General features: G+C 41.1%; 33 protein-coding genes and 1 tRNA gene. 21 read left to right on the top strand and 13 right to left on the bottom strand.

The features are described 5' to 3' along the window. Positions 1–141: 141 nt before the first annotated feature. The 8 genes from MMU07_RS15955 (at position 142) to MMU07_RS15920 (ending at position 6,483) form a co-directional block, all read left to right on the top strand. Complete coding sequence (locus MMU07_RS15955; protein WP_241127125.1) at positions 142–1,383, top strand: dihydroorotase; 1,242 nt, start codon at positions 142–144, stop codon at positions 1,381–1,383. Next, the gene (locus MMU07_RS15950; protein ID WP_241127124.1) at positions 1,384–1,896 is read left to right on the top strand and encodes a DUF4199 domain-containing protein; all 513 of its coding nucleotides are present in this window, start codon (positions 1,384–1,386) and stop codon (positions 1,894–1,896) included. Between the two features lie 4 nt (positions 1,897–1,900). Next, on the top strand, positions 1,901–2,446 hold the full coding sequence (locus MMU07_RS15945; protein ID WP_241127122.1) for a DUF4199 domain-containing protein: 546 nt from the start codon (positions 1,901–1,903) through the stop codon (positions 2,444–2,446). 112 nt (positions 2,447–2,558) lie between these two features. After that, positions 2,559–3,521: a glycosyltransferase family 2 protein gene (locus MMU07_RS15940; protein ID WP_241127120.1), complete on the top strand. Its 963-nt coding sequence runs from the start codon at positions 2,559–2,561 to the stop codon at positions 3,519–3,521. Continuing rightward, positions 3,521–4,501 (top strand): glycosyltransferase family 2 protein, encoded by a 981-nt coding sequence (locus MMU07_RS15935; RefSeq protein WP_241127118.1) that lies wholly within the window; start codon positions 3,521–3,523, stop codon positions 4,499–4,501. Before MMU07_RS15940 ends, MMU07_RS15935 begins: the two co-directional genes overlap by 1 nt. 141 nt (positions 4,502–4,642) lie before the next feature. Then, positions 4,643–5,659, top strand: a complete 1,017-nt coding sequence (locus tag MMU07_RS15930; protein WP_241127116.1) for a hypothetical protein — start codon at positions 4,643–4,645, stop codon at positions 5,657–5,659. Between the two features lie 184 nt (positions 5,660–5,843). Then, a complete protein-coding gene (locus tag MMU07_RS15925; RefSeq protein ID WP_241127114.1) occupies positions 5,844–6,179 on the top strand; it encodes a type II toxin-antitoxin system RelE/ParE family toxin in 336 nt (111 codons plus the stop codon). A 4-nt stretch (positions 6,180–6,183) separates the two neighbouring features. Next, a complete protein-coding gene (locus MMU07_RS15920; protein ID WP_241127113.1) occupies positions 6,184–6,483 on the top strand; it encodes a helix-turn-helix domain-containing protein in 300 nt (99 codons plus the stop codon). Between the two features lie 202 nt (positions 6,484–6,685). Here MMU07_RS15920 and MMU07_RS15915 read toward each other — a convergent pair whose 3' ends face one another. Continuing rightward, positions 6,686–6,841: a hypothetical protein gene (locus tag MMU07_RS15915; protein ID WP_241127111.1), complete on the bottom strand. Its 156-nt coding sequence runs from the start codon at positions 6,839–6,841 to the stop codon at positions 6,686–6,688. 177 nt (positions 6,842–7,018) lie between these two features. After that, entirely contained in the window at positions 7,019–7,795 is a 777-nt protein-coding gene (locus MMU07_RS15910; protein WP_241127109.1) for a class I SAM-dependent methyltransferase, read from the bottom strand. Between the two features lie 201 nt (positions 7,796–7,996). Here MMU07_RS15910 and MMU07_RS15905 point away from each other — a divergent pair, with 201 nt between their 5' ends. Genes MMU07_RS15905 through MMU07_RS15895 form a run of 3 tightly spaced genes read left to right on the top strand, consistent with a single transcriptional unit; the run spans position 7,997 to position 12,152 of the window. Next, positions 7,997–9,331: an efflux RND transporter periplasmic adaptor subunit gene (locus tag MMU07_RS15905; RefSeq protein WP_241127107.1), complete on the top strand. Its 1,335-nt coding sequence runs from the start codon at positions 7,997–7,999 to the stop codon at positions 9,329–9,331. Between the two features lie 9 nt (positions 9,332–9,340). Continuing rightward, positions 9,341–10,678, top strand: a complete 1,338-nt coding sequence (locus MMU07_RS15900; RefSeq protein WP_241127105.1) for an ABC transporter permease — start codon at positions 9,341–9,343, stop codon at positions 10,676–10,678. Continuing rightward, positions 10,671–12,152 carry a TolC family protein gene (locus MMU07_RS15895; protein WP_241127103.1) on the top strand — a complete coding sequence of 494 codons (1,482 nt, stop codon included), beginning with the start codon at positions 10,671–10,673 and terminating at the stop codon, positions 12,150–12,152. Before MMU07_RS15900 ends, MMU07_RS15895 begins: the two co-directional genes overlap by 8 nt. A 15-nt stretch (positions 12,153–12,167) precedes the next feature. Here the strand turns inward: MMU07_RS15895 and MMU07_RS15890 are convergent, their stop codons facing one another. Genes MMU07_RS15890 through MMU07_RS15875 form a run of 4 tightly spaced genes read right to left on the bottom strand, consistent with a single transcriptional unit; the run spans position 12,168 to position 14,170 of the window. After that, positions 12,168–12,347: a type II toxin-antitoxin system antitoxin gene (locus tag MMU07_RS15890; protein ID WP_241127101.1), complete on the bottom strand. Its 180-nt coding sequence runs from the start codon at positions 12,345–12,347 to the stop codon at positions 12,168–12,170. Beyond that, on the bottom strand, positions 12,337–12,822 hold the full coding sequence (locus MMU07_RS15885) for a hypothetical protein (protein ID WP_241127099.1): 486 nt from the start codon (positions 12,820–12,822) through the stop codon (positions 12,337–12,339). Before MMU07_RS15885 ends, MMU07_RS15890 begins: the two co-directional genes overlap by 11 nt. Position 12,823: 1 nt before the next feature. Continuing rightward, entirely contained in the window at positions 12,824–13,318 is a 495-nt protein-coding gene (locus MMU07_RS15880) for a hypothetical protein (protein WP_241127098.1), read from the bottom strand. Positions 13,319–13,321: 3 nt separating this feature from the next. Continuing rightward, positions 13,322–14,170: an SPFH domain-containing protein gene (locus MMU07_RS15875; protein ID WP_241127096.1), complete on the bottom strand. Its 849-nt coding sequence runs from the start codon at positions 14,168–14,170 to the stop codon at positions 13,322–13,324. A gap of 164 nt (positions 14,171–14,334) precedes the next feature. Between MMU07_RS15875 and MMU07_RS15870 the strand changes: the two genes are divergently transcribed. Both MMU07_RS15870 and MMU07_RS15865 read left to right on the top strand, forming a co-directional pair. Then, positions 14,335–14,565: a hypothetical protein gene (locus tag MMU07_RS15870; RefSeq protein ID WP_241127094.1), complete on the top strand. Its 231-nt coding sequence runs from the start codon at positions 14,335–14,337 to the stop codon at positions 14,563–14,565. Between the two features lie 114 nt (positions 14,566–14,679). Then, complete coding sequence (locus tag MMU07_RS15865; RefSeq protein WP_241127092.1) at positions 14,680–15,873, top strand: DUF4221 family protein; 1,194 nt, start codon at positions 14,680–14,682, stop codon at positions 15,871–15,873. An 85-nt stretch (positions 15,874–15,958) separates the two neighbouring features. On the opposite strand, the gene fabG is transcribed toward MMU07_RS15865, so the two are convergent. Together fabG and MMU07_RS15855 are read right to left on the bottom strand one after the other, a co-directional pair. Beyond that, on the bottom strand, positions 15,959–16,705 hold the full coding sequence (gene fabG / locus MMU07_RS15860) for a 3-oxoacyl-[acyl-carrier-protein] reductase (protein WP_241127090.1): 747 nt from the start codon (positions 16,703–16,705) through the stop codon (positions 15,959–15,961). A gap of 163 nt (positions 16,706–16,868) precedes the next feature. Beyond that, entirely contained in the window at positions 16,869–17,255 is a 387-nt protein-coding gene (locus MMU07_RS15855; protein ID WP_113925807.1) for a GxxExxY protein, read from the bottom strand. 228 nt (positions 17,256–17,483) lie between these two features. On the opposite strand from MMU07_RS15855, the gene lpdA reads away from it, so the two are divergent. The 4 genes from lpdA to MMU07_RS15835 all read left to right on the top strand — a co-directional run bounded on the left by lpdA (position 17,484) and on the right by MMU07_RS15835 (position 21,852). Then, positions 17,484–18,884, top strand: a complete 1,401-nt coding sequence (lpdA, locus tag MMU07_RS15850; protein WP_241127088.1) for a dihydrolipoyl dehydrogenase — start codon at positions 17,484–17,486, stop codon at positions 18,882–18,884. Positions 18,885–18,973: 89 nt separating this feature from the next. Continuing rightward, positions 18,974–19,426, top strand: coding sequence for a DUF2721 domain-containing protein (locus tag MMU07_RS15845; RefSeq protein WP_241127086.1), 453 nt, complete (start codon positions 18,974–18,976; stop codon positions 19,424–19,426). Further along, positions 19,419–20,372, top strand: coding sequence for a glycerophosphodiester phosphodiesterase family protein (locus MMU07_RS15840; RefSeq protein WP_241127085.1), 954 nt, complete (start codon positions 19,419–19,421; stop codon positions 20,370–20,372). Before MMU07_RS15845 ends, MMU07_RS15840 begins: the two co-directional genes overlap by 8 nt. 463 nt (positions 20,373–20,835) lie before the next feature. After that, the gene (locus MMU07_RS15835; RefSeq protein ID WP_241127083.1) at positions 20,836–21,852 is read left to right on the top strand and encodes a threonine aldolase family protein; all 1,017 of its coding nucleotides are present in this window, start codon (positions 20,836–20,838) and stop codon (positions 21,850–21,852) included. Positions 21,853–21,914: 62 nt separating this feature from the next. Here MMU07_RS15835 and MMU07_RS15830 read toward each other — a convergent pair whose 3' ends face one another. Both MMU07_RS15830 and MMU07_RS15825 read right to left on the bottom strand, forming a co-directional pair. Further along, entirely contained in the window at positions 21,915–22,169 is a 255-nt protein-coding gene (locus MMU07_RS15830) for a Txe/YoeB family addiction module toxin (protein WP_241127081.1), read from the bottom strand. An 11-nt stretch (positions 22,170–22,180) separates the two neighbouring features. Then, entirely contained in the window at positions 22,181–22,432 is a 252-nt protein-coding gene (locus tag MMU07_RS15825) for a type II toxin-antitoxin system Phd/YefM family antitoxin (RefSeq protein ID WP_241127079.1), read from the bottom strand. A gap of 91 nt (positions 22,433–22,523) precedes the next feature. Here MMU07_RS15825 and MMU07_RS15820 point away from each other — a divergent pair, with 91 nt between their 5' ends. Further along, positions 22,524–23,012, top strand: a complete 489-nt coding sequence (locus tag MMU07_RS15820; RefSeq protein ID WP_241127078.1) for a hypothetical protein — start codon at positions 22,524–22,526, stop codon at positions 23,010–23,012. A 45-nt stretch (positions 23,013–23,057) separates the two neighbouring features. Here the strand turns inward: MMU07_RS15820 and MMU07_RS15815 are convergent. The 3 genes from MMU07_RS15815 to MMU07_RS15805 form a co-directional block, all read right to left on the bottom strand. Then, positions 23,058–23,141 (bottom strand) — tRNA-Leu (locus MMU07_RS15815). A gap of 73 nt (positions 23,142–23,214) precedes the next feature. Continuing rightward, a complete protein-coding gene (locus MMU07_RS15810) occupies positions 23,215–23,511 on the bottom strand; it encodes a putative quinol monooxygenase (protein ID WP_241127076.1) in 297 nt (98 codons plus the stop codon). Between the two features lies 1 nt (position 23,512). Next, a complete protein-coding gene (locus MMU07_RS15805) occupies positions 23,513–24,286 on the bottom strand; it encodes an SAM hydrolase/SAM-dependent halogenase family protein (protein WP_241127074.1) in 774 nt (257 codons plus the stop codon). A gap of 103 nt (positions 24,287–24,389) precedes the next feature. Between MMU07_RS15805 and MMU07_RS15800 the strand changes: the two genes are divergently transcribed. From MMU07_RS15800 to MMU07_RS15790, 3 genes are read left to right on the top strand one after another with little or no spacing between them, the layout of a single operon-like run. After that, positions 24,390–25,391: a PhoH family protein gene (locus MMU07_RS15800; RefSeq protein WP_241127073.1), complete on the top strand. Its 1,002-nt coding sequence runs from the start codon at positions 24,390–24,392 to the stop codon at positions 25,389–25,391. After that, on the top strand, positions 25,321–25,785 hold the full coding sequence (locus tag MMU07_RS15795; protein WP_241127070.1) for a GNAT family N-acetyltransferase: 465 nt from the start codon (positions 25,321–25,323) through the stop codon (positions 25,783–25,785). Before MMU07_RS15800 ends, MMU07_RS15795 begins: the two co-directional genes overlap by 71 nt. 42 nt (positions 25,786–25,827) lie before the next feature. After that, a complete protein-coding gene (locus MMU07_RS15790) occupies positions 25,828–26,364 on the top strand; it encodes a DUF3575 domain-containing protein (RefSeq protein WP_241127068.1) in 537 nt (178 codons plus the stop codon).

Here is a 26,364-nt window from a genome sequence, read left to right as displayed (position 1 = left end):
TTTGCCTTTTGGAAAGAATTGTTTTTTTTGGTCTTTGAATCATGCTCCCATTCCGCCTTTTGAAACCATTCCTCATCCTCAATCCAATTTTCCTTTCATTTTTTGGAATATTATTGCAGTTTTGCACAAATAATAACCTTTATGGCCGTACTGCTCCAATCGCTCAGGTTAATTGATTCACACAGGATCCATCCCCCAAAAAATTTCATTTTTACCGGTTCTGAAATCGTTGAATATAATGGTGATTCTGGATTGAAAATCAAAGAAACCATCGACTGTTCGGCTTTTTTTGCTTCCAGGGGATGGGCTGATTTGAGGTGTATGTCTGGCGAACCGGGAGAAGAATACCGCGAGTCCTTGGACAGCTTGGGGGATTTGTTGGCCGCAAGTGGTTTTGCCAAAGCCGTCTTGATTCCCAATACCAAGCCTGCCATCCAAACAAAAAATGAGATCCAATATGTCATGTCCAAAACCAAGAATTGGCTGACAGACCTGTGCATCATGGCGGCCGCAACCAAAGATTGCCATGGCGAAGATTTCACCGACATTCTGGATTTAAACAATGAGGGTGTTTTTGTTTTTGGTGACGGGATCCATCCGATTTCCAATCCAGACCGCTTTCTTAAGATTTTACAGTATTTGCAGAAGTTCGACGGATTACTGGTTGATCAGACCTATGATCCATATTTATCACTTTTTGGACAGATGCATGAGGGTGTCACTTCGACAAGATTGGGGATGAAAGGAATCCCAAATTTATCCGAAGAAGTAGCCGTGTACCGCAACCTTGAAATCCTCAAATATGCTGGGGGAAGGCTTCACCTGCAGACCATCAGCAGCAAAGGATCTGTAGATAAAATCCGACAGGCCAAAAAAGACGGTTTGAAAGTCACCGCGGATGTATCCCTTTACCAATTGCTTTTCTCTGATGAGGACATGGTCACTTTCGATACCAACCTGAAAGTTATGCCTCCTTTCCGTGGCAGGGAAGATAGGGATGGCCTGATTGAAGGTTTGAAAGATGGGACACTAGATGCCATTGTGTCAAACCATAATCCGCAGGATTTTGATTCCAAGTTTATGGAATTTGATTTGGCGGCATTTGGAATGTCAGGCCTGCAGACTTTTCTGCCGGGAATGGCGAAGTTGGCGAGCGAACTCACTTGGCCGCTACTGATCTCCAAAATTACCGAAGGACCTGCCAAAGTGCTTGGCTTTGATACTTCCAAAATGGAAGATCTGACCATTTTTGACCCTGAGGAAAACTGGGTTTTTGACCAAAAATCAAATAAATCACTTTCTGCCAATATGCCTTGGTTCAATAGCACTTTGAAGGGGAAAGTAAAATTTGTCATCAACAGAGGCCGTTTTGTCAAAATCTAGATGAAGCGGTATCTCGGATCAACTTACCTGTTTGGATTGATTGGGGGCGTGTTTTGTGTCCTCGCATTTTTATTGTTTAAGTGGATCGGATTTGATGCCACCAACCTCAGCATGTTGTTTGGCTATGTGCTGATCCCGATATTTCTCTTTCTGGGAATCCGGTTTTTTAGGAATGATATCAACAGCGGAGAACTTTCATTTGCCCATGGGATGACCATAGGATTTCTGATTTATACTATGATTGCGCTAATCGCAGGTTTGGGGATATGGCTGGTTTTGTTTTTGAGTCCGGAGTTTTTTCAGGAAATCAAAGCTACAAAAGTCGCTGTGATGGACACCAACAAAGACCTGATCGTAGGGCAGTTGGGACAGGAATCCTTTGACTTTACTTATGAAAAAATACAGGCTTTGACCGCTTTGGACATCGCTTTGAATGATTTTATATGGAAAATCCTTCCTGGATTATTCTTTACAATCATTATTTCTATAATTTTAAGGAGAACAAAATTTTAACTCTATGGAAAATCAAGAATCACCATTCAAAGCAGGACTCAATTCAGGTTTGATATTGGGTATCATTTCAGTTGTAATTACTTACATCCTTTACTTTATCGATCCCACCTTTTTGGTGGCGTGGTATGTAGGCATCGGGATTTTGGTATTGTATTTTGGACTGATCATCTATTTTGGCGGTCAATACAGAGCCTCTATCGGTGGATTTATGACCTTCGGAACTGCTTTTAATTTTGCATTCGTAGCCATGGTCGTTTCCGGGATAATCAGTATGCTTGGCAGTCTGTTGCTTTATAATGTTGTTGATCCGGCACTTCCGGGCGTGTTGATAGAAAGTCAGATGGAAACCCAAATGGCCATGTTGGAGAGGTTTGGTGCTGCAGATGCCATGACTTCTGAGCAGATTGATGATATCCGTACCAGCCTTGAAGGAGGCTATACTGTTTTGGGTCAAGTGAAGGCTTTTGGATTTCTGTTGATTGCCTATGCCATTATCGCACTGATCCTTGGAGCAATATTGAAGAAAAGAGACAAGTCTCTGGATTATTGATACTGATCCCCTAAGCCATTGGATATTAATTCCAATGGCTTAGGGTTATTTAAAGGAAAACCAAAAAAGAATAAGTGGATTCCTTTACCAATTTGATTTTCGTAAAACCAAAATGACTCAAATCTCAGTCGTTATACCTGTTTACAATGAGCAGGAATCTCTTGCCGAATTACATAACTGGATATGCCGGGTCATGGAAGGCCATGGTTTTTCCTATGAAATCATATTTGTCAATGATGGCAGCAATGATGGTTCATGGAAGGAAATCCAAAAACTCGCCAACCTCAATCCCTTTGTAAAAGGTATCAGTTTCGGTAGGAATTATGGCAAATCTGCGGCGTTGGACATGGGCTTCAGCAGGGCTGAGGGAGAAGTGGTCATTACTTTGGATGCTGACTTGCAGGACAGTCCCGATGAGATTCCTGAGCTGTACGACATGATCGTCAATGGTGGATTTGATATTGTTTCCGGGTGGAAAAAGACAAGACATGACCCCATCAGCAAGACGATACCGTCAAGATTTTTTAATTGGGTGACCCGGGTGATTTCGGGCATCAAACTTCATGATTTCAACTGTGGACTGAAGGCCTACGACAGGAAAGTCGTCAAAAATATCCACCTCTATGGTGAAATGCACCGCTACATTCCCTTGATCGGAAAATGGGCAGGCTTTTCCAAAATCGGTGAAAAAACCGTCGAACACCGGCCAAGGAAATACGGCTATACCAAATTTGGTTGGGAAAGATTCCTGAACGGTTTCCTCGACCTGATTTCCGTTTCTTTTGTCAACAGGTACAAAAAGCGGCCCATGCATTTCTTTGGAACCTTGGGCTCGGTCTCCTTTTTGGCGGGTTTTTTCATTACTTCCTGGCTTATCTTTCAAAAAATTTATGGACTTTATCAAGGCCGAGCGGTAAGGGAAATCACCGCGCAGCCTTTGTTCTTTTTGGCATTGGTGGCATTGATTGTGGGTGTTCAGTTGTTTTTGACGGGATTTCTCGCAGAGATGATGACCTCCAACAGCAGTCGAAAATCCGATTACAACATTGACTCCGAACTGAATTTCAAGGATTGATGGTTTTTTCGGTAATCATACCGGTGTACAACCGTCCCGATGAAATCAGGGAATTGCTTCAGAGTCTGACTACACAGACTTTTACTGACTTTGAGGTGATTATCGTGGATGATGGATCTGATAATCCCTGCAAGCTTGTCGTAGAATCCTTCAAAGAAGAACTCCAAGTACGTTATTTTTGGATTGAAAATATTGCCCAAGGCTTTGCACGGAACTTCGGGATGAATCTGGCCAAAGGCGATTATTTTGTGCTTTTTGATTCCGATTGCATCATTCCTTCTCAATATTTTGAGGTTTTGGATAAAGCCATCAAAACCCGGAAGCTCGATGCCCATGGCGGTCCTGATGCTGCTGAGGAGGGTTTTTCCAACTTCCAAAAAGCTATCAACTACAGTATGACCTCCCTATTAACTACGGGAGGAATCCGGGGAAAATTAAAAGATCCATCGAAGTACCAAGCACGTGGATTCAATATGGGTTTATCCAAAAAGGCATTTGAAGTGACCAAAGGTTTTGTCGACCCAAACAGGGGCGAGGATATCGAGCTGAGTATGCGGCTCAAAAAAATGGGTTTCAGGTTGGAATTGGTGGAGGAAGCTCTTGTATACCACAAAAGAAAAAACACTTGGCAGAGCTTTTTCAGACAGAGTTATTCCTTTGGCCAAAACCGAATTAATGTCAGCCGTTACCATCGGGATGCGGTGAAATTGGTACATCTGATGCCTGCGGTTTTTTTACTTGGATGGATAATGGTTATTGGGTTGATGGTTATTGGTTATTGGATTCCCGCCTTCTCGGTTTTCTTGACAGCAGGGTTCTTGGTTTATGGGCTATGGATTTTAGCTGTTTTCGTTCATTCTACTTTCATAAACAAATCACCTTGGGTAGGATTCCTTTCTGTTTTTACCGCTTTTGGGCAGCTGAGTAGCTACGGCGCTGGGTTGATTACTGAATGGGTGAGGAAGGTTTTTAAGGGATAAAATCCAATTAATTTTTTACACACAAATAGTCAGGAAAGCTGGTTGGATTTTTAGGGTATTAGTTTTATGTTTAGATGATTCAAATATTTCTGCAACTGTTGCTGTTTGTATTCCATATACCATACATATTGCAATGATTTCGTGAAGCAAAACGTTAGCTGCAGGAAAAAAAAAGACAAGGCTAGAACAATGAAAATTAAATACTTCTTGATAATTATTATTTCATTATTTTCATCATGTAAGGGACAGAACAGAACTGTCCCTGTTTGGGCGAAGTTTTTCGACAAAAAGGAATATAACTTTTTTATTGACATAATTGAAGAATATTTCAAACAAAAGAACTTTGAAATTTCAATAAACGATGGAGTTGTAATTGTGGAGAATGGGGACTTTGGATTAAACAATCTTGGATTAGTTAATCTTGCACAGATTTGTAAACAGGAAAATAGAAATGTATGGAAAGAGATTGTTTCAGACCATTTCAATAGAATGATTGAAGCCAATGAATTTCAGACTGACTTTAATAAAAAAATTAAGGATTTCGAACAAATTCAAAAATATATTGGAGTGAGACTTTACCATAAAGAATATATTGAGGCAGTTGGAAAAGAAAATACGGTTTACAAAGAGCTTACAGATGAAATTGTTGAACTACTTGTTTTTGATTTACCGCATACAGTAACAAGCATTAAACCTGAAAATGTAACCGCGTGGAACAGGCAGACAAAAGAATTGTTTGATATAGGTTTCAAAAATATCAAATCCAATTATCCACTTGAAATTTCGCAACAGGATATGAAGGATTATAAAATATGGTTAATACAAAGTGATAATGTCTTTGCATCAAATATTTTACTTGATAAGAAAGACTTAAAAAAATATATCGGAAAACACGGTGCATTGATTGGTGTGCCTCATAGACATGCTGTAATTATTTATCCAATTGAAAATTTGGAGGTTGCTAAAGCTATTAACTCCTTAATTCCTATAATCAAAGGGATGAATAATGAAGGCCCAGGTTCAATAAGTGACAGGCTTTATTGGTACAAGGACAACCAATTGATTAATTTACCTTACAATTTTCTTGACAATAAATTACAATTTTATCCACCAGATAATTTTGTATCGATGTTGAATGAATTAAAAAAGGAAGATTAATAATCTTCGGTTCCTAAATTACCTATAGGCAACAGGGGTTTTATGATTCAAGGTCAGTTCAGTGTTAGCACACAGTTTTCGTCTCCGAAATCTCAAACTTTTTAAACCCTCCAAAAGTTAGAGTGGATTAAAAGAACTCCCCACATTTTTGGAAAATGTTATCTTTTGAGATAACTTTGTAAATATGGTAAGGAAGATAATTTTTTATGAAAACCACTTTATTGAATTTTACCAAAATCAAGATGAAAAGGTAAAGAGTAAGATTCAATATGTTTTTGAGATGATCAAGCAAGTGGAAAGGGTGCCAGAGAAGTTTCTCAAACATCTGGAAGGAACTGAGAGCTTGTTTGAAGTTAGAGTGGAATGCCAATCAAACATTTATAGAATTTTCTGCTGCTTTGATGAAGGAAGGTTAGTCGTGCTCTTCAACGGTTTTCAAAAAAAGAGTCAAAAGACCCCAAAGAATGAAATAGAGAAAGCAGGAAGGTTAATGAAGGAATATTTTCAATCAAAGAAATAAGATTATGAAGGATTATAGCAAAGTCAAAACATTTGATGAACTGATTGAACTGGAACACGGCAAAGTCGGAAGTGAGAGCAGAAACAAGTATGAAGAAAATGCCCAGATGTTCATCATAAGCGAAATGCTTAAAGATGCAAGAAAGGAAGCAAACCTTACCCAGGAGCAATTGGCGGAAAAGGCAGGGACAAAGAAAAGTTATATCTCAAAACTTGAAAATGGAAAAGGAAATATCCAATTGTCAACCTTGATCCGGATTTTCGAACAAGGTTTGAATAAAAGAATTGGATTAACCTTCCTTTAAAGGGGCAAAAGGAATAAGGCACTCTAACATTACCTTGGATACAGCGGGCGGTACCGACTAACTACAAATGAAATGTCTTTTAGAAGTTAATGGTATACTTGAAAGGAACGTCTGCGAATGCCCGAGGTCTTCAAGCTGAATCCCGTATGATCAAAGGATTTTTACCCCTTTTTTTGAATCCCCCTTCTTCATTCTTAATTTTTCATTCTTTTATTCTCCCTTTTTTACAATAAAAAATCACCTCATTCTCAGGCAAAGCATTTTTCAAGACTACAGCGGGATCAAGGGTTTTGACAAATAGGTTTTCTCGGACTTCGAGTCCTGATTGGCGTAATTCCAAATGGGCAAGAAATAACATTTTTCGTATCATAACCGATTCCAATCGTATCAAATCGTATCGTTTTGGGCTAACCTTTTTATATCAAGGATCTTTGGATTCAATTCCTGCATTGATTTTTTGAAAGAGAAGGCTAGCTTTATTATTCAAAACTAGGCCATAATCCCTCAACAATCATTTTTTTTCATCCTTCCTCCCTCACCCTTCATCCTTTACTCCCTTTTTACAATAAAAAATCACCTCATTCTCAGGCAAAGCATTTTTCAAGACTACAGCGGGATCAAGGGTTTTGACAAATAGGTTTTCTTGGACATCGAGTCCTGATAGGCTGAGGCGCTTGGCGTAGTCATGCCCATATTTGCGGACGTGGTCCCTTTGGCCGAAGAGTCTTTCGCGCTCGGCGGCATCGGTGATGGTTTTGTCCTCTATGGTCTTGGGTATGTCGTAGACCGGGGATTGGATGATTCCCCAACCGTTTGGTTTGAGCACGCGGTTGATTTCGCTGCATGCGAGGATATCGTCGTCGACATGTTCCATGACATGGTTACAGAATACAACATCAAAAGTATTGGCCTCAAATGGGATCTGATGGACATCCATTTTGACTTTGGCTAAAGGAGACTCGATATCAGCGGTGATGTACTCCAGGTTTTTCATGGCTTCCATCCGGTCGATAAAGCAAAGCTCAGGAGCGATATGAAGTACTTTGAGTTTATCCGTAAAGAAGTTCGTCTCCTGCTGCAAAAACAACCACATCAGCCTATGCCTTTCCAAAGCAAGGCAGTTTGGGCAAAGGGCGTTGTCACGTCCCTTTCTTCCATACGGCAAAAATTTCCGGAAAGAATGGTCACAGACATTGCACGTCACCTGATTTCCCTGATAAAAGACCGCCATTATCCGCAGGAAAAAATGGGAAACAAGCTGCAAATATTTCCTTGGGATGTATCGGATAATAAAACTGATCAATGACTTCATATCAGGGTTTGGTCGGTTTTTGGGGAGGTAAAAACCCCAATGAGCGCGCAATTTATCAATTCCATTTCAATTTTTCGGTTTTCCGTTTCCTGCACTCAGGATAAATTATAAATTACTTTAATGGTTTTATAACATGCTTATTGGGCTGATGTTGCACTCATTTATGGCTAACTTTGACTACACCAAAATAACTGTCCAGTCATGCAAAGAAAGTATATTTATACAGGACTTGGGGTACTTGCAGCTCTGATTGTCATATACCGAATTTTTTTTTACTCAAGTAATGAGGGTAACTTCGAAATATTGACAGAAGTTAAAAAAGGGCAGTTTAAAGTAGAAATCACTTCTTCAGGCGAATTGCAGGCCTTGAATTCTATAGAAATCCTTGGACCCATCGAGGCAAGGAGATATCGGATCGGGAACTTCACGATCGAAACCATGGTCGATGAGGGTACTGTCGTCAAGAAGGGAGATTTCATTGCCGCCCTTGACAAAACAGAACTTTTTGGAAGATTGGAGGACAGGCGCCTGGACTTGGAACAGACTAGGGCCGCCTACGAACAGACACAGTTGGACACCTCCTTGGTCCTCAGACTCGAAAGGGATAACCTGATCAACTTGGATTATGAAGTTGGAGCCAAAAAATTGGTATTGGATCAGTCCCAATATGAACCGCCGGCCATCATCAAGCAAAATGAGTACAACTACCAAAAAGCCATCAGAGACCTACAACAGGCCAAAGAAAGGTATAGGATCAAATCCCTGCAGGAAAAAGCGAGGATGGTTGAGGTGTCTGCAAGGTTGAGAGAAGCGGAGTTGGAAGTTTCCCAAATGCAGGAAGCTTTGGAAAAATTCACCGTACTCGCGCCACAAAACGGCATGGTGATATACCGTCAGGGAAGGGGCGGAAAAGTAAAAGAAGGCTCACAGATCAGTTCCTGGGACCCTGTGGTAGCCACACTTCCCGATCTCAGCACGATGCAAAGCATCACGTACATCAATGAAGTGGATATCAGAAAAATCAAAGTAGGCCAATCTGTGGTAATCGGTTTGGATGCTTTTCCCGACAAAACATTGACAGGGAAGGTCATTCAGGTCGCTAATGTGGGACAACAAAGGCCAAATTCGGATGCCAAAGTTTTTGAAGTTTTGGTAAGGGTCAATGAAAGTGACGACCTCCTTCGTCCCGCAATGACTACCAGCAATTCCATTTTGATAGAGGAAAAAAGTGATGTGGTCTACGTGCCATTGGAGGCCATCAATGTAGAAAGTGACAGCATTAATTATGTCTACCTCAAAAACGGCAGAAAGCAGGAAGTAAAACTCGGCCTGGCCAATTCCAACGATGTGATTATCGAAATGGGATTGGAAGAAGGGCAGGATGTATTCCTTTCTACCCCCGAATGGTCCCAAAACACAAGTATCAGTTTATTGGCAGAATTAAATGGCAAAAGGAACCTCAAAATCGAGGTGCCAATTTCCGTACCGGATTCCTCTATGAGAACCGGGTATCAAGTCAGGCCTGTCAATAATTAAGATACATTTATGAATATTCTTTTCGACCGAAATGAAAGATTGAAGGCCAATTTCCACATCGCCTTAGAAGCGGTCCTTGCCAATAAATTAAGGTCTTTGCTGACAGCTTTGGGGATAATTTTTGGAGTTGCGGCTGTGATTGCGATGCTTGCCATCGGCAACGGCGCCCAACAGGAAATCCTCGAGCAAATCAGGCTGGTCGGTGTCAACAATATTGTCATTACCCCTGTGGTCAATCAAATTGAGGAAAATCTGGCCGAAGAATCAGACTTAGAAGAGGAAAGGGGAAAGTTTTCGCCCGGACTGAAACTCTCCGATGTCGAATCCATCATGAAGACCATTCCCGGAATCAAAAAAATCAGCCCTGAAATCGTATTGGAAACTAACCTGGTCAAAAGTGGAATCAGGCGCTCGGCCAAGTTGGTAGGCGTCACTCCTGCCTATTTTGAAGTCTTGGATTTCAAATTGCGGGAAGGAAAAATGTTTACCGAATCCAATCTTCTCCTCGGGGCTCCTGTTTGTATCATTGGGAGGTCGGTTCAGACCAAATTTTTTTCAAAGGAAAACCCAATAGGAAAGATGATCAAAAGCGGAAACCAATGGCTTGAAGTCATCGGAGTGATGGAAGAGCGGTTGGTCTCAGAGCAGAGCATTTCCAAATTGGGTATCCGGGATTTCAACATGGACGTTTATGTGCCTATCCAAACGATGCTGATCAGGTTCAAAAACAGGGATTTGGTGACAGGAGCAGGTGTGATGAACCAAGAATCAGCTTCCCTTTTCGTTGACCCCAATTACCATCAGATTGACAAAATAGTGGTGCAGGTAGAGGAAAGCGAATCCCTCAATCCTACTGCCGAGGTGATTTCCAAGCTTTTGGAGAGAAGGCATATGATGGTGGTAGACTTTGAGATTACGATTCCTGAGCTCTTGCTCAAACAACAGCAGCGCACCCAAAACATCTTTAACATTGTCCTCGGGGCCATTGCAGGGATATCACTTTTGGTCGGAGGGATAGGAATTATGAACATCATGTTGGCCTCAGTCATGGAAAGGATTAAAGAAATAGGATTAAGGCTTTCGTTAGGTGCAAAAAAATCCGATATTGTCAATCAGTTTCTGTTTGAAGCCATCATGATCAGTATCACAGGAGGGATTATAGGAGTTGCATTGGGTGTGCTTTTGGCCCATTTGGTGTCTACTTTTGGAGATTTTCCGACCATCATTACCCTTCCCTCCATATTTCTTTCTTTTGGCGTCGCAGCGACAGTCGGGTTGGTTTTTGGAATCGCTCCGGCAAGAAAAGCAGCAATGCAGGACCCTATAACTTCTTTAAGGTATGAGTAAACAGTATTATTGGAGTGTATTATTTGTTTGGTTGGTTGTTGTCCCCATCCAATCTTTTTCTCAAGAAAGAATTACTTTCACCCTCGAGGACATGGTAGCAAGGGCAAAGGCGAGGTCTCCGGCAGCCCTTCGCGCACAAACGCGAAAAGAAAACAGGTATTGGAATTATCGTTTTTACCAATCCAATTACAATCCACAGCTGAGACTAAGCGGAACGATTCCCGGATTCTCACAGGCATTCAACAATGTGACACAACCTGACGGTACCATCGAATTCAGGGAAGTAAGACAAAACTTCATGGACCTGGAATTGGGTATTGAGCAGCAAATAGCCGCTACCGGTGGGAATATTTCCATCAATTCATCAACCAACAGATTCGATAATTTTTTGGCTCCGGTCACCTCTTCACAGACCCAATGGAGTGGAGTTCCGGTAAACGTCCGGTTGAGGCAGCCTATTTTTGCCTTCAATCCTTTGAAATGGGACAGGAAAATTGAACCGTTGATTTTTGAAGAAAGCAAGAGAGGATATGTGGAGGAAATGGAACAGATAGGAATGACGGTAACTACCTTATTTTTCGATTTTTTGGTATCACAGGTTAATCTCGAGATCGCCACTAAAAACCTTGTCAATACGCAGGAAATTCTCAAAATCGAGCAGGGTAGGTACAATATAGGAACTACTTATGAAGATAAATTACTTCAGGTGGAGTTGCAAGTCCTTCAGGCAAGGCAGGATCTAGCCCAGGCACAATTGGATTTGGAAGCCAATAACCTTAGGCTCAAATCTTATATTGGCCTTAATGAGACAGCCGAATTGACCTTGATACCCCCTAATGTTATTGTTCCAATCGATATCAAGGTGGAGGAAGCCATTGAATTTGCATTTCTCAACAGGGCGGATGCCATGGGTTTTGATAGAAGAAAACTGGAGGCGGAATCAGGTGTGGCGCAAGCGAGGGGAGAGCGATTCAATGTCCTCCTAAATGCGAGCTATGGTCTCAACAATGCAGGTCTGACTTGGGGAGATATTTATGTGGATCCCAATAGACAGACCTTGGTCAATCTTGGATTTTCTATCCCGATCCTGGATTGGGGCAGGAATAAAGCAAGGATGGGTCAGGCACAGGCAAATAAGCAATTGGTGGAATACACCGTCGAACAGGACATCATCAATTTTGAGCAGGAGATTTTTACCAAAGTAAAGAATTTTGCTATGCTGCGCGATAGACTGAAAATCACTGAACTTTCTGATGAGGTAGCCGACAAACGTTATGAGATTTCTTTGAGAAGGTACCAAAACGGAAATGTGACCATCACTGACCTGAATATCGCACAGCAGGAAAAAGACCAAAACAGAAGGGCTTATATTCAATCTTTGAGGGATTACTGGACCGCATTTTATGAAATGCGTCAGCTGACATTATATGATTTTGAATTCAGGCAGTTGCTTTATAATCCGGATGCGGATTAAGAAAAAGACCCGGATCTATTCAGATTCCGGGTCTTTTTTTATTGGGGAAGGAAGTCTTCCTGACTTTTTCAGTGCTTCATGAATGATCCATTCCAGCTGTCCGTTGGCACTTCGAAACTCATCATCCGCCCACTTTTCTACAGCTTTCAAGAGATTCTCATCGATACGTAAAGCAAAAGGTTTCTTAGCTGCCATGGTTTCTGGATTTGTACTCTTCAAACACCCCAATTGCTATTTTTGCCTCTTCAGGTTTATGGGTACCAAGAAGGAATTTTTTGTCTTTGGTCTTCACTAGGATACCAAATTTTCCACCGGTATTGTATGCCCAAGAATCAAAATTGTACCTGATACCCCATCCTCCGTACTCCCAAGGAGAATTGTATTTCTTCAATTCCATGGATTCTATTTCCTTAAAATTGTATTTTCTTTTGCGGATAAAGGGGAAATAGCTAAAGGCCAAAGAATTGGTATCTATAGTAGTTTTGAGTACCATGGAAAGAAACAATGCAAACACAAGACCAATGATTCCCATGGGGATAAGTAAATCAATATATTTTACTTCTTCTAAACCGTAAGGGCTAAAAAAAACGATTCCTGCTATAAGGACCAACGGTATCCAAATCCACAACTGATTGAATTTTTGAGTTTCTTTAAAAGAGTAATCTTTCATTTTAATTCTCGTTTACAAATCCGTTTTCATTCCAGACAGCAACCATTTCCTTGATTTCATGGTGTTTCCGAGTGCTGAATACCAGCTTTTTTTTAGGAAGCTTCACCTCCACTACATGATCTGAAAAGAAGATATATGCCTTTACACTTCTTGAATACCTGACACCTATACCCCCATATTCCAAAAGGCCGTCCATTTTTTTGACTTGGATCGAATCGATTTCATTAAAAGGGATTTTTTGCCATTTGTTTTTCAGGGGAGGATTTCGGAATGAAATGGACTTATCGTCCATTCTCAATTCCAACTTGATGCTCATCAGAAAAAGAAAAGTGACCACAATGATTGCTCCAACAAACAAAACTGCAGGCAAGCCATCCTCTCCCAATTTTCCTTTTTGCCAAAGTACAATCAAAAGTACTAGAGTCGGGATTTCGAGCATGATCATTCCAAACATGATGATACTTCCCCGGAAACTTTGTGTCTCATTTACTACCATTTTCTATTGGTTCAAAGTCCCTACATTCAAAACCGGGCTCGCACTTCTGTCCGAGCATAGTACCACCATCAGGTTGCTGACCATGGCTGCTTTTTTGGATTCTTCAAAATCGATGATGCCTTTGATTTTGAGGTCTTCCAAGGCCATTTCGACCATTCCCACGGCGCCGTCCACGATCATCCTTCTTGCAGCGACGATGGCTGTGGCCTGTTGTCTCTGTAGCATGGCGGAGGCGATTTCGGAAGCATAAGCGAGATGGGAAATCCTTGCCTCAATGACTTTGATCCCGGCGGATTTCAGCCTGTCCGATATTTCAGCTTCAAGGGAATGGTTCACTTCCTCTACACCTGACCGGAGTGTGATTTCTGCATGTTGGTGCTCAAAATCATCGTAAGGATAAAGTCCCGCCATTTTCCGGACCGCGGCATCGGTCTGTAAATGAACGAAGTTTTCATAATCCTCCACTTCAAAGGAGGCCTTGAAGGTATTCTCAACCTGCCAGACCACGATCGTGCCGACCATGACCGGGTTGCCTATTTTGTCGTTCACTTTCAGCGGCTTGTTCTCAAAGTTTCTGACACGGAGAGAGATTTTCTTTTTGGTCATAAATGGGTTAACCCAAAAGAAACCGGTGTCCTTCACCGTGCCTTTATAAGCACCGAAGAGGACGAGCACCATGGCCATGTTGGGTTGTAAAGTAAAAAACCCAGGAGTAATCATGATAAAGGCAAATCCAAGGATCACCCCCAAAAGATGCCATTCATTGATAAATGAAAATGCTGTGGCCGGAATCAGTGCAATGACCACCAAAACCATCAAGTAGCCGGAAACAGGTTTAGTTATTTTTTCCATATTGTTATGATATTAAAATGATATCAATGCAATATACTTTCTTTGATTTAAAAAGTTGCATGCAAGGGGGAAATATTTTTTTTAGGCCTTTTGATTTTCTTTGAAAAAGGCAAGACAAATAATTTTTAGGGTATATTTAATTATATTTTTAGAACCGAATCCTAATGAAAGCCATAGAAATCAAAGCCAAAACAGACGAAAACGGGAATTTATTGATTTCTGAAAAGCTTCATTTTTCAAATAAAGAGGTGAGGGATTTGATTTTGGTTGAGGACGAGGATATTGATGAAAAATCTTGGTTAAAAGCACTTTCCAAAAACCCTTCTTTTGATTTTTTGTCTGAACCCGAAGAGGATATTTACACAACCAAACACGGAAGGCCATTTCATGATTAGAATTTTTTTTATTTTTTAACAAAATGAGATACAATCCAAATTAAAATTACTTTTTGGGATTAAATCATAGTATACAATAACCAGATTTATCGACTAATCTGTTATTTTCGGATTATGCTCAAAAGTCCCTTTTCCCAAATTCTGTTTTTGTTTGTTTCTATTACCCTGTTTTCCTGTGAAGAAAAGGCTTCTGATGAAATATATGTTGGGAAGCTTGAGGAATTGGCTGTAGAGGATTGGATTTTTTATAAAGATACAGAAACCCCTAATATCCAATATTTGAAAACCATTCCCGATCATGATGATGTGGTAATTTTGGCTTCGGGCCTGTTAGACAATAGTGGATTAGAAATTAAGTTTTATGATATCCGGACCTCAAAAAAAACACAGCAAATAAAAATACCCTATGAAGGGCCCCAATCTATTAAAGGTGGAATGGGAGGAAAGATACTGGTGCGTGACATGAACACTATTTTATTGTTTGGGAGAACTGGGAGGTTGGGTTTTTATGATATTTTGGGTCAGAAAACCAAAGAGATTGGTATAGACTCGATTTTAGACGAGCAGGTAATTGATTTTGATAACTTCATGAATGGAAATGGTATCCTCATATCAGGTGAAACCTGGCTTCAGATAAACCAAAATCCCGCTAAAACCTACTTCGATATCAGTTCAGGCCTAGGGAAAGCAGATTTTCCTGTTGAATTCAAAAACTGGTTTACCCAAATCAATCTCAAAACCGGTGAGGTAAGACACTCTGATTTTAAAATACCATCAGGATATGAATTTTTTAAAGGAGATGGATTTGCAACGAATTTGATCGGTGTTTTAGACACAAAAAGAGGTTATTATTATTTTTCCTGGCCCTACTCTGATGCTGTCTACAAGTTAAATAATTTAATCCTTGAAGAAGAAATCATCCCAGAAACAAAGGTTAACTTTACCTACATCCCCGGAAAGGAAACTCCTTGGGGTGAAGGATTTACGGTTTTTGCGGCCCCTAAAGAGGCCTCATCCCATATTTTCCTGCTTTACGATTCATCCAATGATTTATTCGTAAGAGCTTCTAAAACCCATGAATCGGGGGAAGGGGAAACCAAATTTGAAAGAACCAAACATTATGTATTGTCCTTTTACTCCGGAGATTGGGAACCCTTTGGAGAATATTTCTTTGACTTTGAAGGTGAATTGGATTTGGAAAACTGGTTTTTGACAGGAGGGAGATTATTTATCAATAAACCCGAACAGCCCAATGAAGACCAATACGAGTTCTACAGATTGGATCTCAGCAAAATCAAAAAACCCTAACCGGGATATTCCGACCAGGGCTTTTGAACATTCTAAATTCTAAAATTTTCTAGTTTCTCGCCTCTCGCTTCTTGTCTCTCGCTTCTCAAGTTAGCATCGCTCCATCTACTTGGATGACTTGTCCTGAGATATACGAACTCATATCCGAAGCTAGGAAAACGCATGCATTGGCAACTTCTTCCGGTTGGCCTCCCCGCTTCATCGGAATACCGTCTCTCCAGCCCTGGACAGTTTTCTCATCCAATACCGCTGTCATTTCAGTTTCGATAAATCCCGGAGCCACGGCATTTGCCCTGATATTTCTTGATCCCAATTCTAAAGCTACAGATTTGGTAAAACCGATAATCCCGGATTTGGAGGCGGCATAATTGGCTTGTCCGGCATTGCCTTTGATGCCGACGACGGAGGTGATGTTGATGATGGAACCTGACTTGGCTTTCATCATTGGACGCGTTGCGGCTTTGACGGTATTAAAGCAGGATTTGAGGTTGACTCCGATGACTTCATCCCAAGCTTCCTCAGTCATTCTCATCAGGAGATTGTCACGTGTGATACCGGCATTGTTGACCAAGATGTCCAAACTGCCGAATTCCGCCACCACGCCGTTAACAAGTTCCTCGGCAGCTTTGAAGTCAGAGGCATCCGAACGGTACCCTTTTGCTTTGATCCCAAAGGCTGTCAGTTCTGCCTCAAGAGCCTGTCCTTTTTCTACACTTGATAGGTAAGTGAAGGCCACATTGGCACCTTCTTGGGCGAATCTTACTGCTATCGCTTTGCCGATTCCTTTGGATGCCCCGGTGATCAGAGCTGTTTTTCCGCTTAATAATCCCATGTTATTTTCTTTGGTTGGTTTCTGTTAAAAACCCAAAAATAAGAAAAATTTGTCTTAATGGGTTGCTCACGCAGAGACGTGGAGACGCAAAAAGAGAAAAGAAAGGAATTATTAACATTAGGATGTAATATTCAAAATCGGTTTTCCATTTTCAAGTTTGTGGTTATTGATCTTCCAATCCGTTCACTATTCTTCGGATCCCATCTTTGATCAAGTTTTCATTGAAATTAATCAATAAGCCAAGTTTCAGATTTGTCAATTTCAAGTAGGTCAAAACTTGTTTATAATGCTTTTTGGAGATTTCTTCCACAGATTTTAACTCCACCAAAACTTTTTCTTCTACAATTAAATCCGCTCTAAAGCCTTGTTCAAAAACCAATCCATCCCATATCACATCAATTGGTATTTCTTTTTGGACTTTCAGTCCTTTTTTGACCAATTCATAAAAAAGGATATTCTCATAGACACTTTCATAAAGCCCCGGACCCAATTGGCTGTGGATTTTGTAACAGGCATCTACGACTTCTCTTGATATCTCATTTTCTTTCATATTGTCTTTGCTTTTCCTGACATCCAAAAATTAGCTTATTATTTTGCAAAGTTCAGCGTCCTTTGCCCAACTTAGTCGACTAATTGAATGTGGGTTACACTCATATTTAACCTCCTTTTATTTTTCTCTGCGGCTCTGCGTGATGCAAATCATGTCTATTTTCGATTTTTTTCTCTGCCTAAAAGCCCTATTTTTGCGAAGCTTATTTTAATATTAACCAGTAAGAATATGTCTTCAACAAAATATGATGTGATTGTTTTGGGTTCCGGTCCGGGTGGGTATGTTGCGGCGATCCGCGCTTCTCAGTTGGGTCTGAAAACTGCCATAGTGGAAGCCGCCGAGTTAGGTGGTATATGTCTGAACTGGGGTTGTATTCCTACCAAAGCTTTGATTAAAAGTGCGCAGGTATTCGAATACATCAGCCATTCTGAAGATTATGGTATCAAGGTAAATGGTGCGGAAGTGGATTTTCCAAACATGATCAAAAGAAGCCGTGATGTGGCAGCCGGAATGTCCAAAGGAGTTCAGTTTTTGCTTAAGAAAAATAAAATAGACCAGATTTTAGGTTGGGGCAAAATCCAGCCCGGCAAAAAAATCGAAGTCTCGGACAGCGAAGGTAAAAAAACCGTCTATGCTGCAGACCATATCATCATCGCGACAGGCGGCCGTGCAAGAGAACTTCCCGCAGTGAAGATTGACAACGATAAAATCATCGGTTACCGCAAGGCAATGGTCTTGGAAAAGAAACCTGCTAAAATGGTTGTCGTAGGTTCCGGTGCGATAGGCGTTGAGTTTGCTTACGTCTACAGTTCTATAGGCACTGAGGTGACGATCGTGGAGTTTTTGGACAGGATTGTGCCCAATGAAGATGAGGAAGTATCCAAAGCATTGGAAAAAATATATAAGAAAAACGGCATCAAAATCATGACCTCCACAGAGGTGACTGCGGTGGACACCAAAGGCAAAGGATGCAAGGTGACCGTCAAGGATAAAAAAGGAGCAGAAACAGTCATCGAATGTGACGTGGTGCTGTCCGCTGTCGGAGTAGTGTCCAATGTTGAAAATATAGGATTGGAGGATGTTGGGATATTGGTGGAAAGAGGAAAAATCAAAGTTGACGAATTCTACAAGACCAATATGCCGGGTTACTATGCCATCGGTGATGTGACCACAGGCCCTGCTTTGGCACACGTGGCTTCTGCCGAGGGAATCATTTGCGTAGAAAAAATCGCCAACCACCATCCTGAACCGCTTGATTATAACAATATCCCCGGATGTACTTATTGTATTCCTGAGATTGCCTCTGTCGGGTATACCGAAGCCAAAGCAAAAGAAGCAGGCTATGAAGTGAAAGTCGGCAAGTTCCCCTTCTCTGCCTCAGGAAAAGCTTCCGCTGCAGGAGCAAAAGACGGGTTTGTGAAATTGGTATTTGATGCCAAATACGGAGAGCTTCTTGGCGCACATATGATCGGAGCCAATGTGACAGAAATGATCGCTGAAATTGTCGCCATCCGCAAATTGGAGACTACGGGTATGGATTTGATCAAGACGGTCCACCCGCATCCAACGATGTCTGAAGCCATCATGGAAGCCGCTGCACAGGCTTATGGTGAAGTGATCCACCTTTGATTCAGATTGCTTTTTAAGAACAAACGAAGCCCGGAAGTCTTTCCGGGTTTTTGTTTTTTATCCCAAATCTTATTTAAATTGAACCAACCATGGAACTCAAAATATCCACACCTGCCCTTCTTTTTTCGGCGATTACCCTGATGATGCTCGCTTTTACCAATAGGTTTTTGGCCGTTGCGAGTTTGATTAGGGGACTTCATAAAAAATTTCTGGAAAACCCCGATCAGGAAATTATCATTGAACAGATTCACAACCTCAAGCGCCGTCTCAGCATGATCAAATACATGCAGCTGTGCGGGGTTTTGAGTTTCTTTCTCTGCGTGATATGTATGTATCTCATCTTTAGGGAAATTCAGCCTGCCGCCGATTATGTGTTTATTGCCAGTATGCTGACGTTGCTCGTTTCTTTAGGGATATCTTTAATAGAGATATTTATTTCCAACCAAGCCCTTAACCTGGAATTGCAGGATATGGAAAACCTATTTGAGAAAAGAAAAAGCAGCCTTGATTTTTGGTTCAAAAAAGATAAAAACGATGAGTAAATTCAAAAACATATTCAGAATTGTATTGCTGGGATTGATTCTTTTTTCCTGTAATACTTCCAAACCGGGAAATACCAATACAAATCCAAAACCTACTGAATTCCGGATTGGCGTAGAATCGACAAAAGAAGCCAAAGAGTTTTACTCTTGGACTTCGGACCGGATTCCATTGGTCAGCGCGCACCGCGGTGGACCTTATCCCGGTTTTCCTGAAAATGCCCTTGAGACATTCCAAAACGTCATCGAACATACCCCTTCCATCATTGAATTTGACGTGGCACTTTCCAAAGATTCTGTTTTGGTTTTGATGCACGACAATACTTTGGATAGGACGACCAATGGTTCAGGAAAAGTCATTGACCATACTTTTGAGGAAATCAGGAAACTGAAGCTGGTTGACAATGAAGGAAAAGAAACAGATTTTCAGGTACCTACTTTAGAAGAGGCTTTGATTTGGGGCAAAGGAAAGGTGTTGTTCACGGTGGATATCAAGCGTGAAGTTCCGTTTGAAATGGTCGTGGAAGCCATCAAAAAATATCAGGCGGAAGCTTACGCCGCGGTAATCACATACAGTGTGGACGCTGCTAAGAAAGTTCATAGTCTTCATCCTGATCTGATGCTTTCAGTCACCATCCGCAATGAGGAAGAATTAAAGAGATTTGAGGAATCCGGTATACCTGTGGAGCAATGGATAGCTTTTACAGGCACTTCCGAAAGAAGTCCCGAGTTCAACACCAAGTTGCATGAAATGGGGGTTTTTACGATTTTGGGTGTATTGGGAAACCTTGACAAAAGTGCTGTTGCAAGAGGTGATCAGTTGTATGTTGATTTTGTCAAAGACGGAGCGGATATCCTTGCCACAGATAGACCGATCGAGGCAGCAGAGGCGATCAAGTCCTTAATTCCTGAAAAGAGCTCGAAAAGCAAATATTTTGAAATAAAGTAGAAATACGATCGAATAAAGTAGAAATACGGTAGATATAATGTTGAAATACAACGGAAATACAATGGAAATACGATCGAAATAAAGTGAAAATACATTTGAAATATAGTAGAAATAGATTAAAAATACGGTAGAAATAAGGTTGAAATACAATGGAAATACGTTAGAAATAAGGTTGATATACAATTGAAATAGAGTAGAAATATGAAAGAAATAAAGTTGAAATATGGTAGAAATACGATTGAAATAAAGTTGATATAAAATGGAAAATAAGGCTTGATGCTGTAAGATTATTTCGCCGTAGGCATACTTCCACATATTTCGCAAAGCCTATTTCAATAAAACACATATTTCGGCGCAAACATATTTCCATTTATTTCGCGAAGCATATTTCCATTAATATTTCGCCGAATGCATATTTCCATTTATTTCGCGTAGCATATTTCATTTAAATCAATTCATCCAAATGATTATAGACTTACGTTCAGATACCCTCACCAAGCCTACCCAAGGCATGTTGGAAGCCATGTGGTCAGCCCAAGTGGGCGATGATGTATTTGGGGAAGATCCGACTGTCAATGCTTTGGAGCAGAAGTTGGCTGATATGTTTGGCATGGAAGCTGGGCTCTTTTGCCCTTCCGGTACCATGACCAATCAGATTGCGATCCGGCTCCATACCCGGCCCCAGACCGAGCTGATCTGTCACAAGTATTCCCACATTTACCTCTATGAAGGAGGAGGAATTATGTCAAATTCCCATGCTTCGGTCAAACTTTTGGATGGGGAATATGGTAAAATCAGTCCCTCTGACATCGCCGATGCCATCAATCCTGATGATGTACATGCGCCTGAGACAACTTTGGTTTCTCTCGAAAACACCATGAACAAAGGCGGAGGCAGTATTTATACTTTAGAAGAAATAAAACCAATTAAAGCCCTTTGTGATCAGCATGGGATCAAACTCCACCTGGATGGAGCAAGGATTTTCAATGCTTTGGTAGTCACTGGCGAAAGTCCCAAAGCTTGGGGAGCGATGTTCGATACCATTTCTGTTTGCCTGAGCAAAGGATTGGGTTGTCCGGTAGGTTCTGTCCTTCTAGGGTCAAAAGAAGACATCAAGCGTGCCAGAAAAGTCAGAAAATCTTTTGGTGGCGGAATGAGGCAGGCGGGTTTTTTGGCGGCAGCGGGAATCTATGCCCTCGATCACCAAGTCAAGAGACTTGCCGAAGACCATGACAGGGCAAAGAAATTGGGGGAGATCCTGGAGCAACATCCTTTGGTATCGGAAGTTTTTCCCGTCGTCACCAATATCGTTATTGCGAGATTGAAGGACATCACTCCGGCCGAAATGCTTCAAAAATTGGATGCTGAAGGCATTAAAGCCGTCCGCTTCGGCAAAGACCAAATCAGGTTTGTCACCCATTTGGATTTTGGAGATGAGGGATTGGAGGAGTTTGGAAAAAGGATCAGGGAAATAAGATAGAAATATGCTCTGCGAAATAGGTTGAAATAATTTGAACAGAAATACTGAGAGAATTTGCCGTTTCAGTAATGGTACCGGCACTGTAAAATAAAAACCGAATCGTTTTCTACTCGATAAACCAACCTATGCTCCAGGTCTATTCTCCTTGACCACCATCCTGCAAGGTCATGTTTCAATGGTTCAGGTTTTCCATTCCCTTGAAAAGGACTTCTTTGGACTTCTTTAATCAGTGCATTGATTTTTTTAAGGGTTTTCTTATCAGTGACCTGCCAATACAAATAATCCTCCCATCCGGTACTGAGAAAAATCAGTTTCATAGAGTTCAGGATTATTCAACCAATTCTTTTTCCTGACCCAATCCTTTTTCATATTCTTCAAGACCAAGAAGTAGCCGTTCTGCATTCTTCGGACTTTTCATCAAATAAAAAGTTTCCTGCATGCTTTCGTAATCTGATTTTGAAAGTACCACCACATCCTCTCCATTTGCCCTTGTTACAAAAAGGGGACTGTGGTCAGTAAATACTTTATCTAGAAAAGTTTTAAGATTTTGCCTGAAGTTGGTATATGTTGTGATTTCCATCGCCTTGCTTTTTTGTAAAAATAAGAATAATTTACATTATGTACAATAAACTGTACAGATGTATTTACCTTAGATCAATTAATCCTAAAATATGCATCCTTACATTCCACATTTGCTCGAAGATATTGCGAATGCTTACAGGAAGAAATCCAAAGAAGAATTCCCAAAGCCCCAGACCATAGAAGAACATTTTGAAGAAATCGAAAATTGGATTGCGCAAGATCCACCAAAAACCTTTGGTGATTATTGTGGTTTGAAAGCAGAAGATTTCCCTCCCTCCAACCAACTTTCTGATGATGATATGAAGATCGTCTGCAAAGCTTTCAATAAAATGATGTCAAGTTGGAACCTCGATATTGATCTGCCTGAAAATCTGCCCATACCAATTTCATATTGGATGACAGTGGACACACTCAATCAAAAAACTTCAATTGTAAATCATGGCTTTATGACTTTTGATTATTGCTCGGGTTCTCCTGACGGTTGCATTTTTAAAGAGTATTGTCCATGTATCGACAGACTTAAAGACCTTCCAAAAGATTTTGACTTGGATTTTGGAGATGAAGAGCTTACTTCCTAATCTCTTATAAAACAAAAAAAGCCCGCATTTCTGCGAGCTTCTATGTACCCAGAGCCGGAGTCGAACCGGCACGAGTGTAACCTCATTGGTGTTTGAGACCAACGCGTCTACCAATTCCGCCATCTGGGCATTTCAATCATTTTCCGTCCCTTGCTGAACGGGATGCAAATATGAGTAAAGATTTTTTTTCCTGCAACACCTTTCAGGGCAGTTTTTGGATTTTTTTGGAACTGAAAGCAACAGGTTTTTCTGCAAAAAGGGTTTTGGTAAATGACCATACAGATTTAAACAGCTGGGAATCACGGTATTGATTCAGAGACTCTTCACTTTGCCAATGACTATAGGTCATGAAAATATTTTTGTTGTTCTCGTCTTGCCACAGTTCCAGATGGCTACATCCTGGGAAATTTCTGATTTTTTGCTTGTTGGCTTCAAAATTTTCTAAAAAAGCTTCTACCGCTTCCTCTCTAAAAGTCATCCTTACTACCCTTATTAGCATATCATTCAATCTCATAATTGATAAAAACAGGACTGTCATGTCTCAATCCCAACAAATCTGCACCATGGCCATGGTTGATGCCGATTTCCAGGAGTTCGATGCTGTTGAAGAAAGCGAAGCAATCGCCGGAGTCTACATTGTCATAGGTTTTGTGTAGTCTGTTGATACTTTCTCTACCAAATTCCACATTGTATTTACCGGGATTGAGTTTGTCAAAAACTTCTTTGGGAATATTGGTAATCAGGTTGCCATAGTTATCGATACGGATGACGTGGCCGATTATCTGTTTTTTGGTGGCTTTGAATTGTCTTGGAATCATCTTTTTGATCTGCATCAGTGGTCCACCAAAATCATGGATGGCAGCACCGGAAGCTACTTTGGCCGCGATGGGTGCAAGGATGTCTTTGACAGGGAAAGTACTTTCCTTGATATGCATTTCAGAAAAAAGCACACAAATCCCCGGATCATAATCGGATAGCAGACTGAGTACGCCGTTGTTTGGCCCCAAAAAAATATGTTCTTCCAACTTGATACCTATGTAGCCTTCTGTGCTGGCGCTTGTGCTGTTCATCGCGACAAGGTGTACCGTTCCTTTTGGGAAATCCTTGTAGATTGCTTTAAGGACAAAAGCGGCATGTGCAATATCGTAAATATTGATTTTGTGGGTGATGTCTACGATGTTCAACTGGGGGTTGATGGATAACATTTTGGCCTTCACCGCCGGTACATAGTAGTCGGCGTCTCCAAAATCTGAGGTGAATGTTATCAATGCCATGGAAGCAAGTCTGTTAAAATTTTGTACTTTTGTAGCGGTGTGAACAAAATTAGGAATTTTATGCTTACACCCTCTATAGACTTCACAATTCAAGGAAATTAGATTGGTAGAAAAAATAATCACTCTGGAAAACATCCCGCTACTGGACTTTTTAGGCTCAGAAAACGAGAACATCCGCCGCATTGCTGATGCTTTTCCCCAAAGTAAGATAGTATCTCGCGGCAATGAAATCCGTATTCAAGGCCGTGCCCCCGAGATTCTCCGAATCAATGATGTGATCAATATGCTCCTGCAGCATTTCCACCGATTTGGCCATGTGACCCCAGACAATGTAAAGGAATACATTGCTTTGGAAGGTCAGCCATTTGAAGAAAATGAAAAGAATGATGTCATTTTGTATGGTAACAAGGGGCTTGTTGTCAAGCCCAAATCTCCCAACCAACGCAAACTTGTAGAGTCAGCTTTTAAAAATGACCTTGTCTTTGCTTTGGGTCCTGCAGGTACAGGAAAAACTTACATTGCCGTTGCTTTAGCAGTCAGGGCATTGAAAAACAGAGAAGTCAAAAGAATCATCATCACCCGCCCGGCTGTGGAGGCAGGCGAAAATCTAGGATTCCTTCCGGGAGACTTACAGGAAAAACTGGATCCCTATCTAAGACCGATTTATGATGCTTTGGCCGACATGGTGCCTGCTGAGAAGCTGAAATATTATCAGGAAACAAGAGTTATAGAAATAGCTCCTCTTGCCTATATGAGGGGGAGAACTTTGCATGACGCTTTTGTCTTGTTGGATGAGGCGCAGAATACGACAAGTGAGCAGATCAAAATGTTTCTGACCCGGATGGGGCCCAATTCCAAGGTTATCATCACAGGGGATCAGACCCAGGTAGACCTTCCCACCAAAAAGAAATCCGGACTCACTGAAGCCTTGCATATCCTCAAAGATGTCAAAGGTATCGGCGTTGTAAGCCTGAGTGGAAAGGATGTCATCCGCCATAAATTAGTCAAATCGATCATTGAAGCATACGAAAAAGATGAATCCCAAAGAGACGAAAGAAGAGAAGCCTATCTCCGTAGAAAAAGTACTGACGGAGGAGCAGCTTAAAACAGTTTTTGGCATCCGTGAGGAAGTTTTTGTCATCGAGCAAGAAGTCGATCCTGCTGAGGAATATGACGAGTTTGAGGATACTTCCATCCATTTTTTAGCAAAATCAACAGGAGATCCTGCCGGAACTGCGAGATGGAGATTCACTGACAAAGGCGTGAAACTTGAGCGCTTTGCAGTATTGAAACCGATGCGCGGAAAAGGAGTGGGCTTTGCTTTGGTCGATGCAGTGGTACAGGACATCAAACTTCACCCGGATTCAAAAGGCAAAAAACTTTACTTACACGCCCAATTGGACGCCATGCCTCTATATGCAAAATTTGGATTTCAGAAAGTTGGCGACATGTTTGAGGAGTGTAATATCAAACATTTTAAAATGGAATTATACCTTTGATTTCCGTAAGGATAAATTTTACCGTAAACCGACACTTTTGATATGAAAAAATTATTGTTTGCTGTTATATGTTTTGTCTTTTTTCAGGCAAATTCTTTTGCTCAATCCTTGGAAGATCCGAAAGGTGAGATCAGGCTTAATTTTCTAAACACTATTGTTCTTGGCTCTGTGGAATTGGGATATGAGAAATTTTTAAAACCTGATCAATCATTGGGACTCGAAGTCCATCTCAATGACCGGTTCGGTTACAGGACTCAGGGTAATGGCAGTAATTTTTCTGCCACCTCGTTTTTAGTGTCCTACAACTTTTACTTCGCAGGAAACAATGATGGCAAGATGTATATTTCGCCTTATTTCAAATACAGGATCGGAGAATTTACAGAAGTGGTGAATAATGCCAACGTAGTAACGAGTCTGAACAGTGCTTACATTGGTTTGATAGGAGGTTACAGATGGAACTACAATAATTTTGCTTTTGGACCTTTTGGGGCAATCGGCCGGGGCTTATCGCAAAGCGTGGCTGACAGGTTTTCAATAATTGAGCTGAAGGCAGGGTTCAATGTCGGTTACCGTTTCTAA

Source organism: Cognataquiflexum nitidum (assembly GCF_022538055.1).
Lineage (GTDB): Bacteria > Bacteroidota > Bacteroidia > Cytophagales > Cyclobacteriaceae > Cognataquiflexum > Cognataquiflexum nitidum.
The sequence above is the reverse complement of the archived record's forward strand: the minus strand, read 5'-3'. Positions and strand labels throughout refer to the sequence as shown.

What these genes read in the sequence shown, in the direction of transcription:
- MMU07_RS15955 (WP_241127125.1), top strand. Translation starts at nt 142, where the DNA reads ATGGCCGTACTGCTCCAATCGCTCAGGTTAATTGATTCACACAGGATC.
- MMU07_RS15950 (WP_241127124.1), top strand. Translation starts at nt 1,384, where the DNA reads ATGAAGCGGTATCTCGGATCAACTTACCTGTTTGGATTGATTGGGGGC.
- MMU07_RS15945 (WP_241127122.1), top strand. Translation starts at nt 1,901, where the DNA reads ATGGAAAATCAAGAATCACCATTCAAAGCAGGACTCAATTCAGGTTTG.
- MMU07_RS15940 (WP_241127120.1), top strand. Translation starts at nt 2,559, where the DNA reads ATGACTCAAATCTCAGTCGTTATACCTGTTTACAATGAGCAGGAATCT.
- MMU07_RS15935 (WP_241127118.1), top strand. Translation starts at nt 3,521, where the DNA reads ATGGTTTTTTCGGTAATCATACCGGTGTACAACCGTCCCGATGAAATC.
- MMU07_RS15925 (WP_241127114.1), top strand. Translation starts at nt 5,844, where the DNA reads ATGGTAAGGAAGATAATTTTTTATGAAAACCACTTTATTGAATTTTAC.
- MMU07_RS15920 (WP_241127113.1), top strand. Translation starts at nt 6,184, where the DNA reads ATGAAGGATTATAGCAAAGTCAAAACATTTGATGAACTGATTGAACTG.
- MMU07_RS15915 (WP_241127111.1), bottom strand. Translation starts at nt 6,841, where the DNA reads ATGTTATTTCTTGCCCATTTGGAATTACGCCAATCAGGACTCGAAGTC.
- MMU07_RS15910 (WP_241127109.1), bottom strand. Translation starts at nt 7,795, where the DNA reads ATGAAGTCATTGATCAGTTTTATTATCCGATACATCCCAAGGAAATAT.
- MMU07_RS15905 (WP_241127107.1), top strand. Translation starts at nt 7,997, where the DNA reads ATGCAAAGAAAGTATATTTATACAGGACTTGGGGTACTTGCAGCTCTG.
- MMU07_RS15900 (WP_241127105.1), top strand. Translation starts at nt 9,341, where the DNA reads ATGAATATTCTTTTCGACCGAAATGAAAGATTGAAGGCCAATTTCCAC.
- MMU07_RS15895 (WP_241127103.1), top strand. Translation starts at nt 10,671, where the DNA reads ATGAGTAAACAGTATTATTGGAGTGTATTATTTGTTTGGTTGGTTGTT.
- MMU07_RS15890 (WP_241127101.1), bottom strand. Translation starts at nt 12,347, where the DNA reads ATGGCAGCTAAGAAACCTTTTGCTTTACGTATCGATGAGAATCTCTTG.
- MMU07_RS15885 (WP_241127099.1), bottom strand. Translation starts at nt 12,822, where the DNA reads ATGAAAGATTACTCTTTTAAAGAAACTCAAAAATTCAATCAGTTGTGG.
- MMU07_RS15880 (WP_241127098.1), bottom strand. Translation starts at nt 13,318, where the DNA reads ATGGTAGTAAATGAGACACAAAGTTTCCGGGGAAGTATCATCATGTTT.
- MMU07_RS15875 (WP_241127096.1), bottom strand. Translation starts at nt 14,170, where the DNA reads ATGGAAAAAATAACTAAACCTGTTTCCGGCTACTTGATGGTTTTGGTG.
- MMU07_RS15870 (WP_241127094.1), top strand. Translation starts at nt 14,335, where the DNA reads ATGAAAGCCATAGAAATCAAAGCCAAAACAGACGAAAACGGGAATTTA.
- MMU07_RS15865 (WP_241127092.1), top strand. Translation starts at nt 14,680, where the DNA reads ATGCTCAAAAGTCCCTTTTCCCAAATTCTGTTTTTGTTTGTTTCTATT.
- fabG (WP_241127090.1), bottom strand. Translation starts at nt 16,705, where the DNA reads ATGGGATTATTAAGCGGAAAAACAGCTCTGATCACCGGGGCATCCAAA.
- MMU07_RS15855 (WP_113925807.1), bottom strand. Translation starts at nt 17,255, where the DNA reads ATGAAAGAAAATGAGATATCAAGAGAAGTCGTAGATGCCTGTTACAAA.
- lpdA (WP_241127088.1), top strand. Translation starts at nt 17,484, where the DNA reads ATGTCTTCAACAAAATATGATGTGATTGTTTTGGGTTCCGGTCCGGGT.
- MMU07_RS15845 (WP_241127086.1), top strand. Translation starts at nt 18,974, where the DNA reads ATGGAACTCAAAATATCCACACCTGCCCTTCTTTTTTCGGCGATTACC.
- MMU07_RS15840 (WP_241127085.1), top strand. Translation starts at nt 19,419, where the DNA reads ATGAGTAAATTCAAAAACATATTCAGAATTGTATTGCTGGGATTGATT.
- MMU07_RS15835 (WP_241127083.1), top strand. Translation starts at nt 20,836, where the DNA reads ATGATTATAGACTTACGTTCAGATACCCTCACCAAGCCTACCCAAGGC.
- MMU07_RS15830 (WP_241127081.1), bottom strand. Translation starts at nt 22,169, where the DNA reads ATGAAACTGATTTTTCTCAGTACCGGATGGGAGGATTATTTGTATTGG.
- MMU07_RS15825 (WP_241127079.1), bottom strand. Translation starts at nt 22,432, where the DNA reads ATGGAAATCACAACATATACCAACTTCAGGCAAAATCTTAAAACTTTT.
- MMU07_RS15820 (WP_241127078.1), top strand. Translation starts at nt 22,524, where the DNA reads ATGCATCCTTACATTCCACATTTGCTCGAAGATATTGCGAATGCTTAC.
- MMU07_RS15810 (WP_241127076.1), bottom strand. Translation starts at nt 23,511, where the DNA reads ATGCTAATAAGGGTAGTAAGGATGACTTTTAGAGAGGAAGCGGTAGAA.
- MMU07_RS15805 (WP_241127074.1), bottom strand. Translation starts at nt 24,286, where the DNA reads ATGGCATTGATAACATTCACCTCAGATTTTGGAGACGCCGACTACTAT.
- MMU07_RS15795 (WP_241127070.1), top strand. Translation starts at nt 25,321, where the DNA reads ATGAATCCCAAAGAGACGAAAGAAGAGAAGCCTATCTCCGTAGAAAAA.
- MMU07_RS15790 (WP_241127068.1), top strand. Translation starts at nt 25,828, where the DNA reads ATGAAAAAATTATTGTTTGCTGTTATATGTTTTGTCTTTTTTCAGGCA.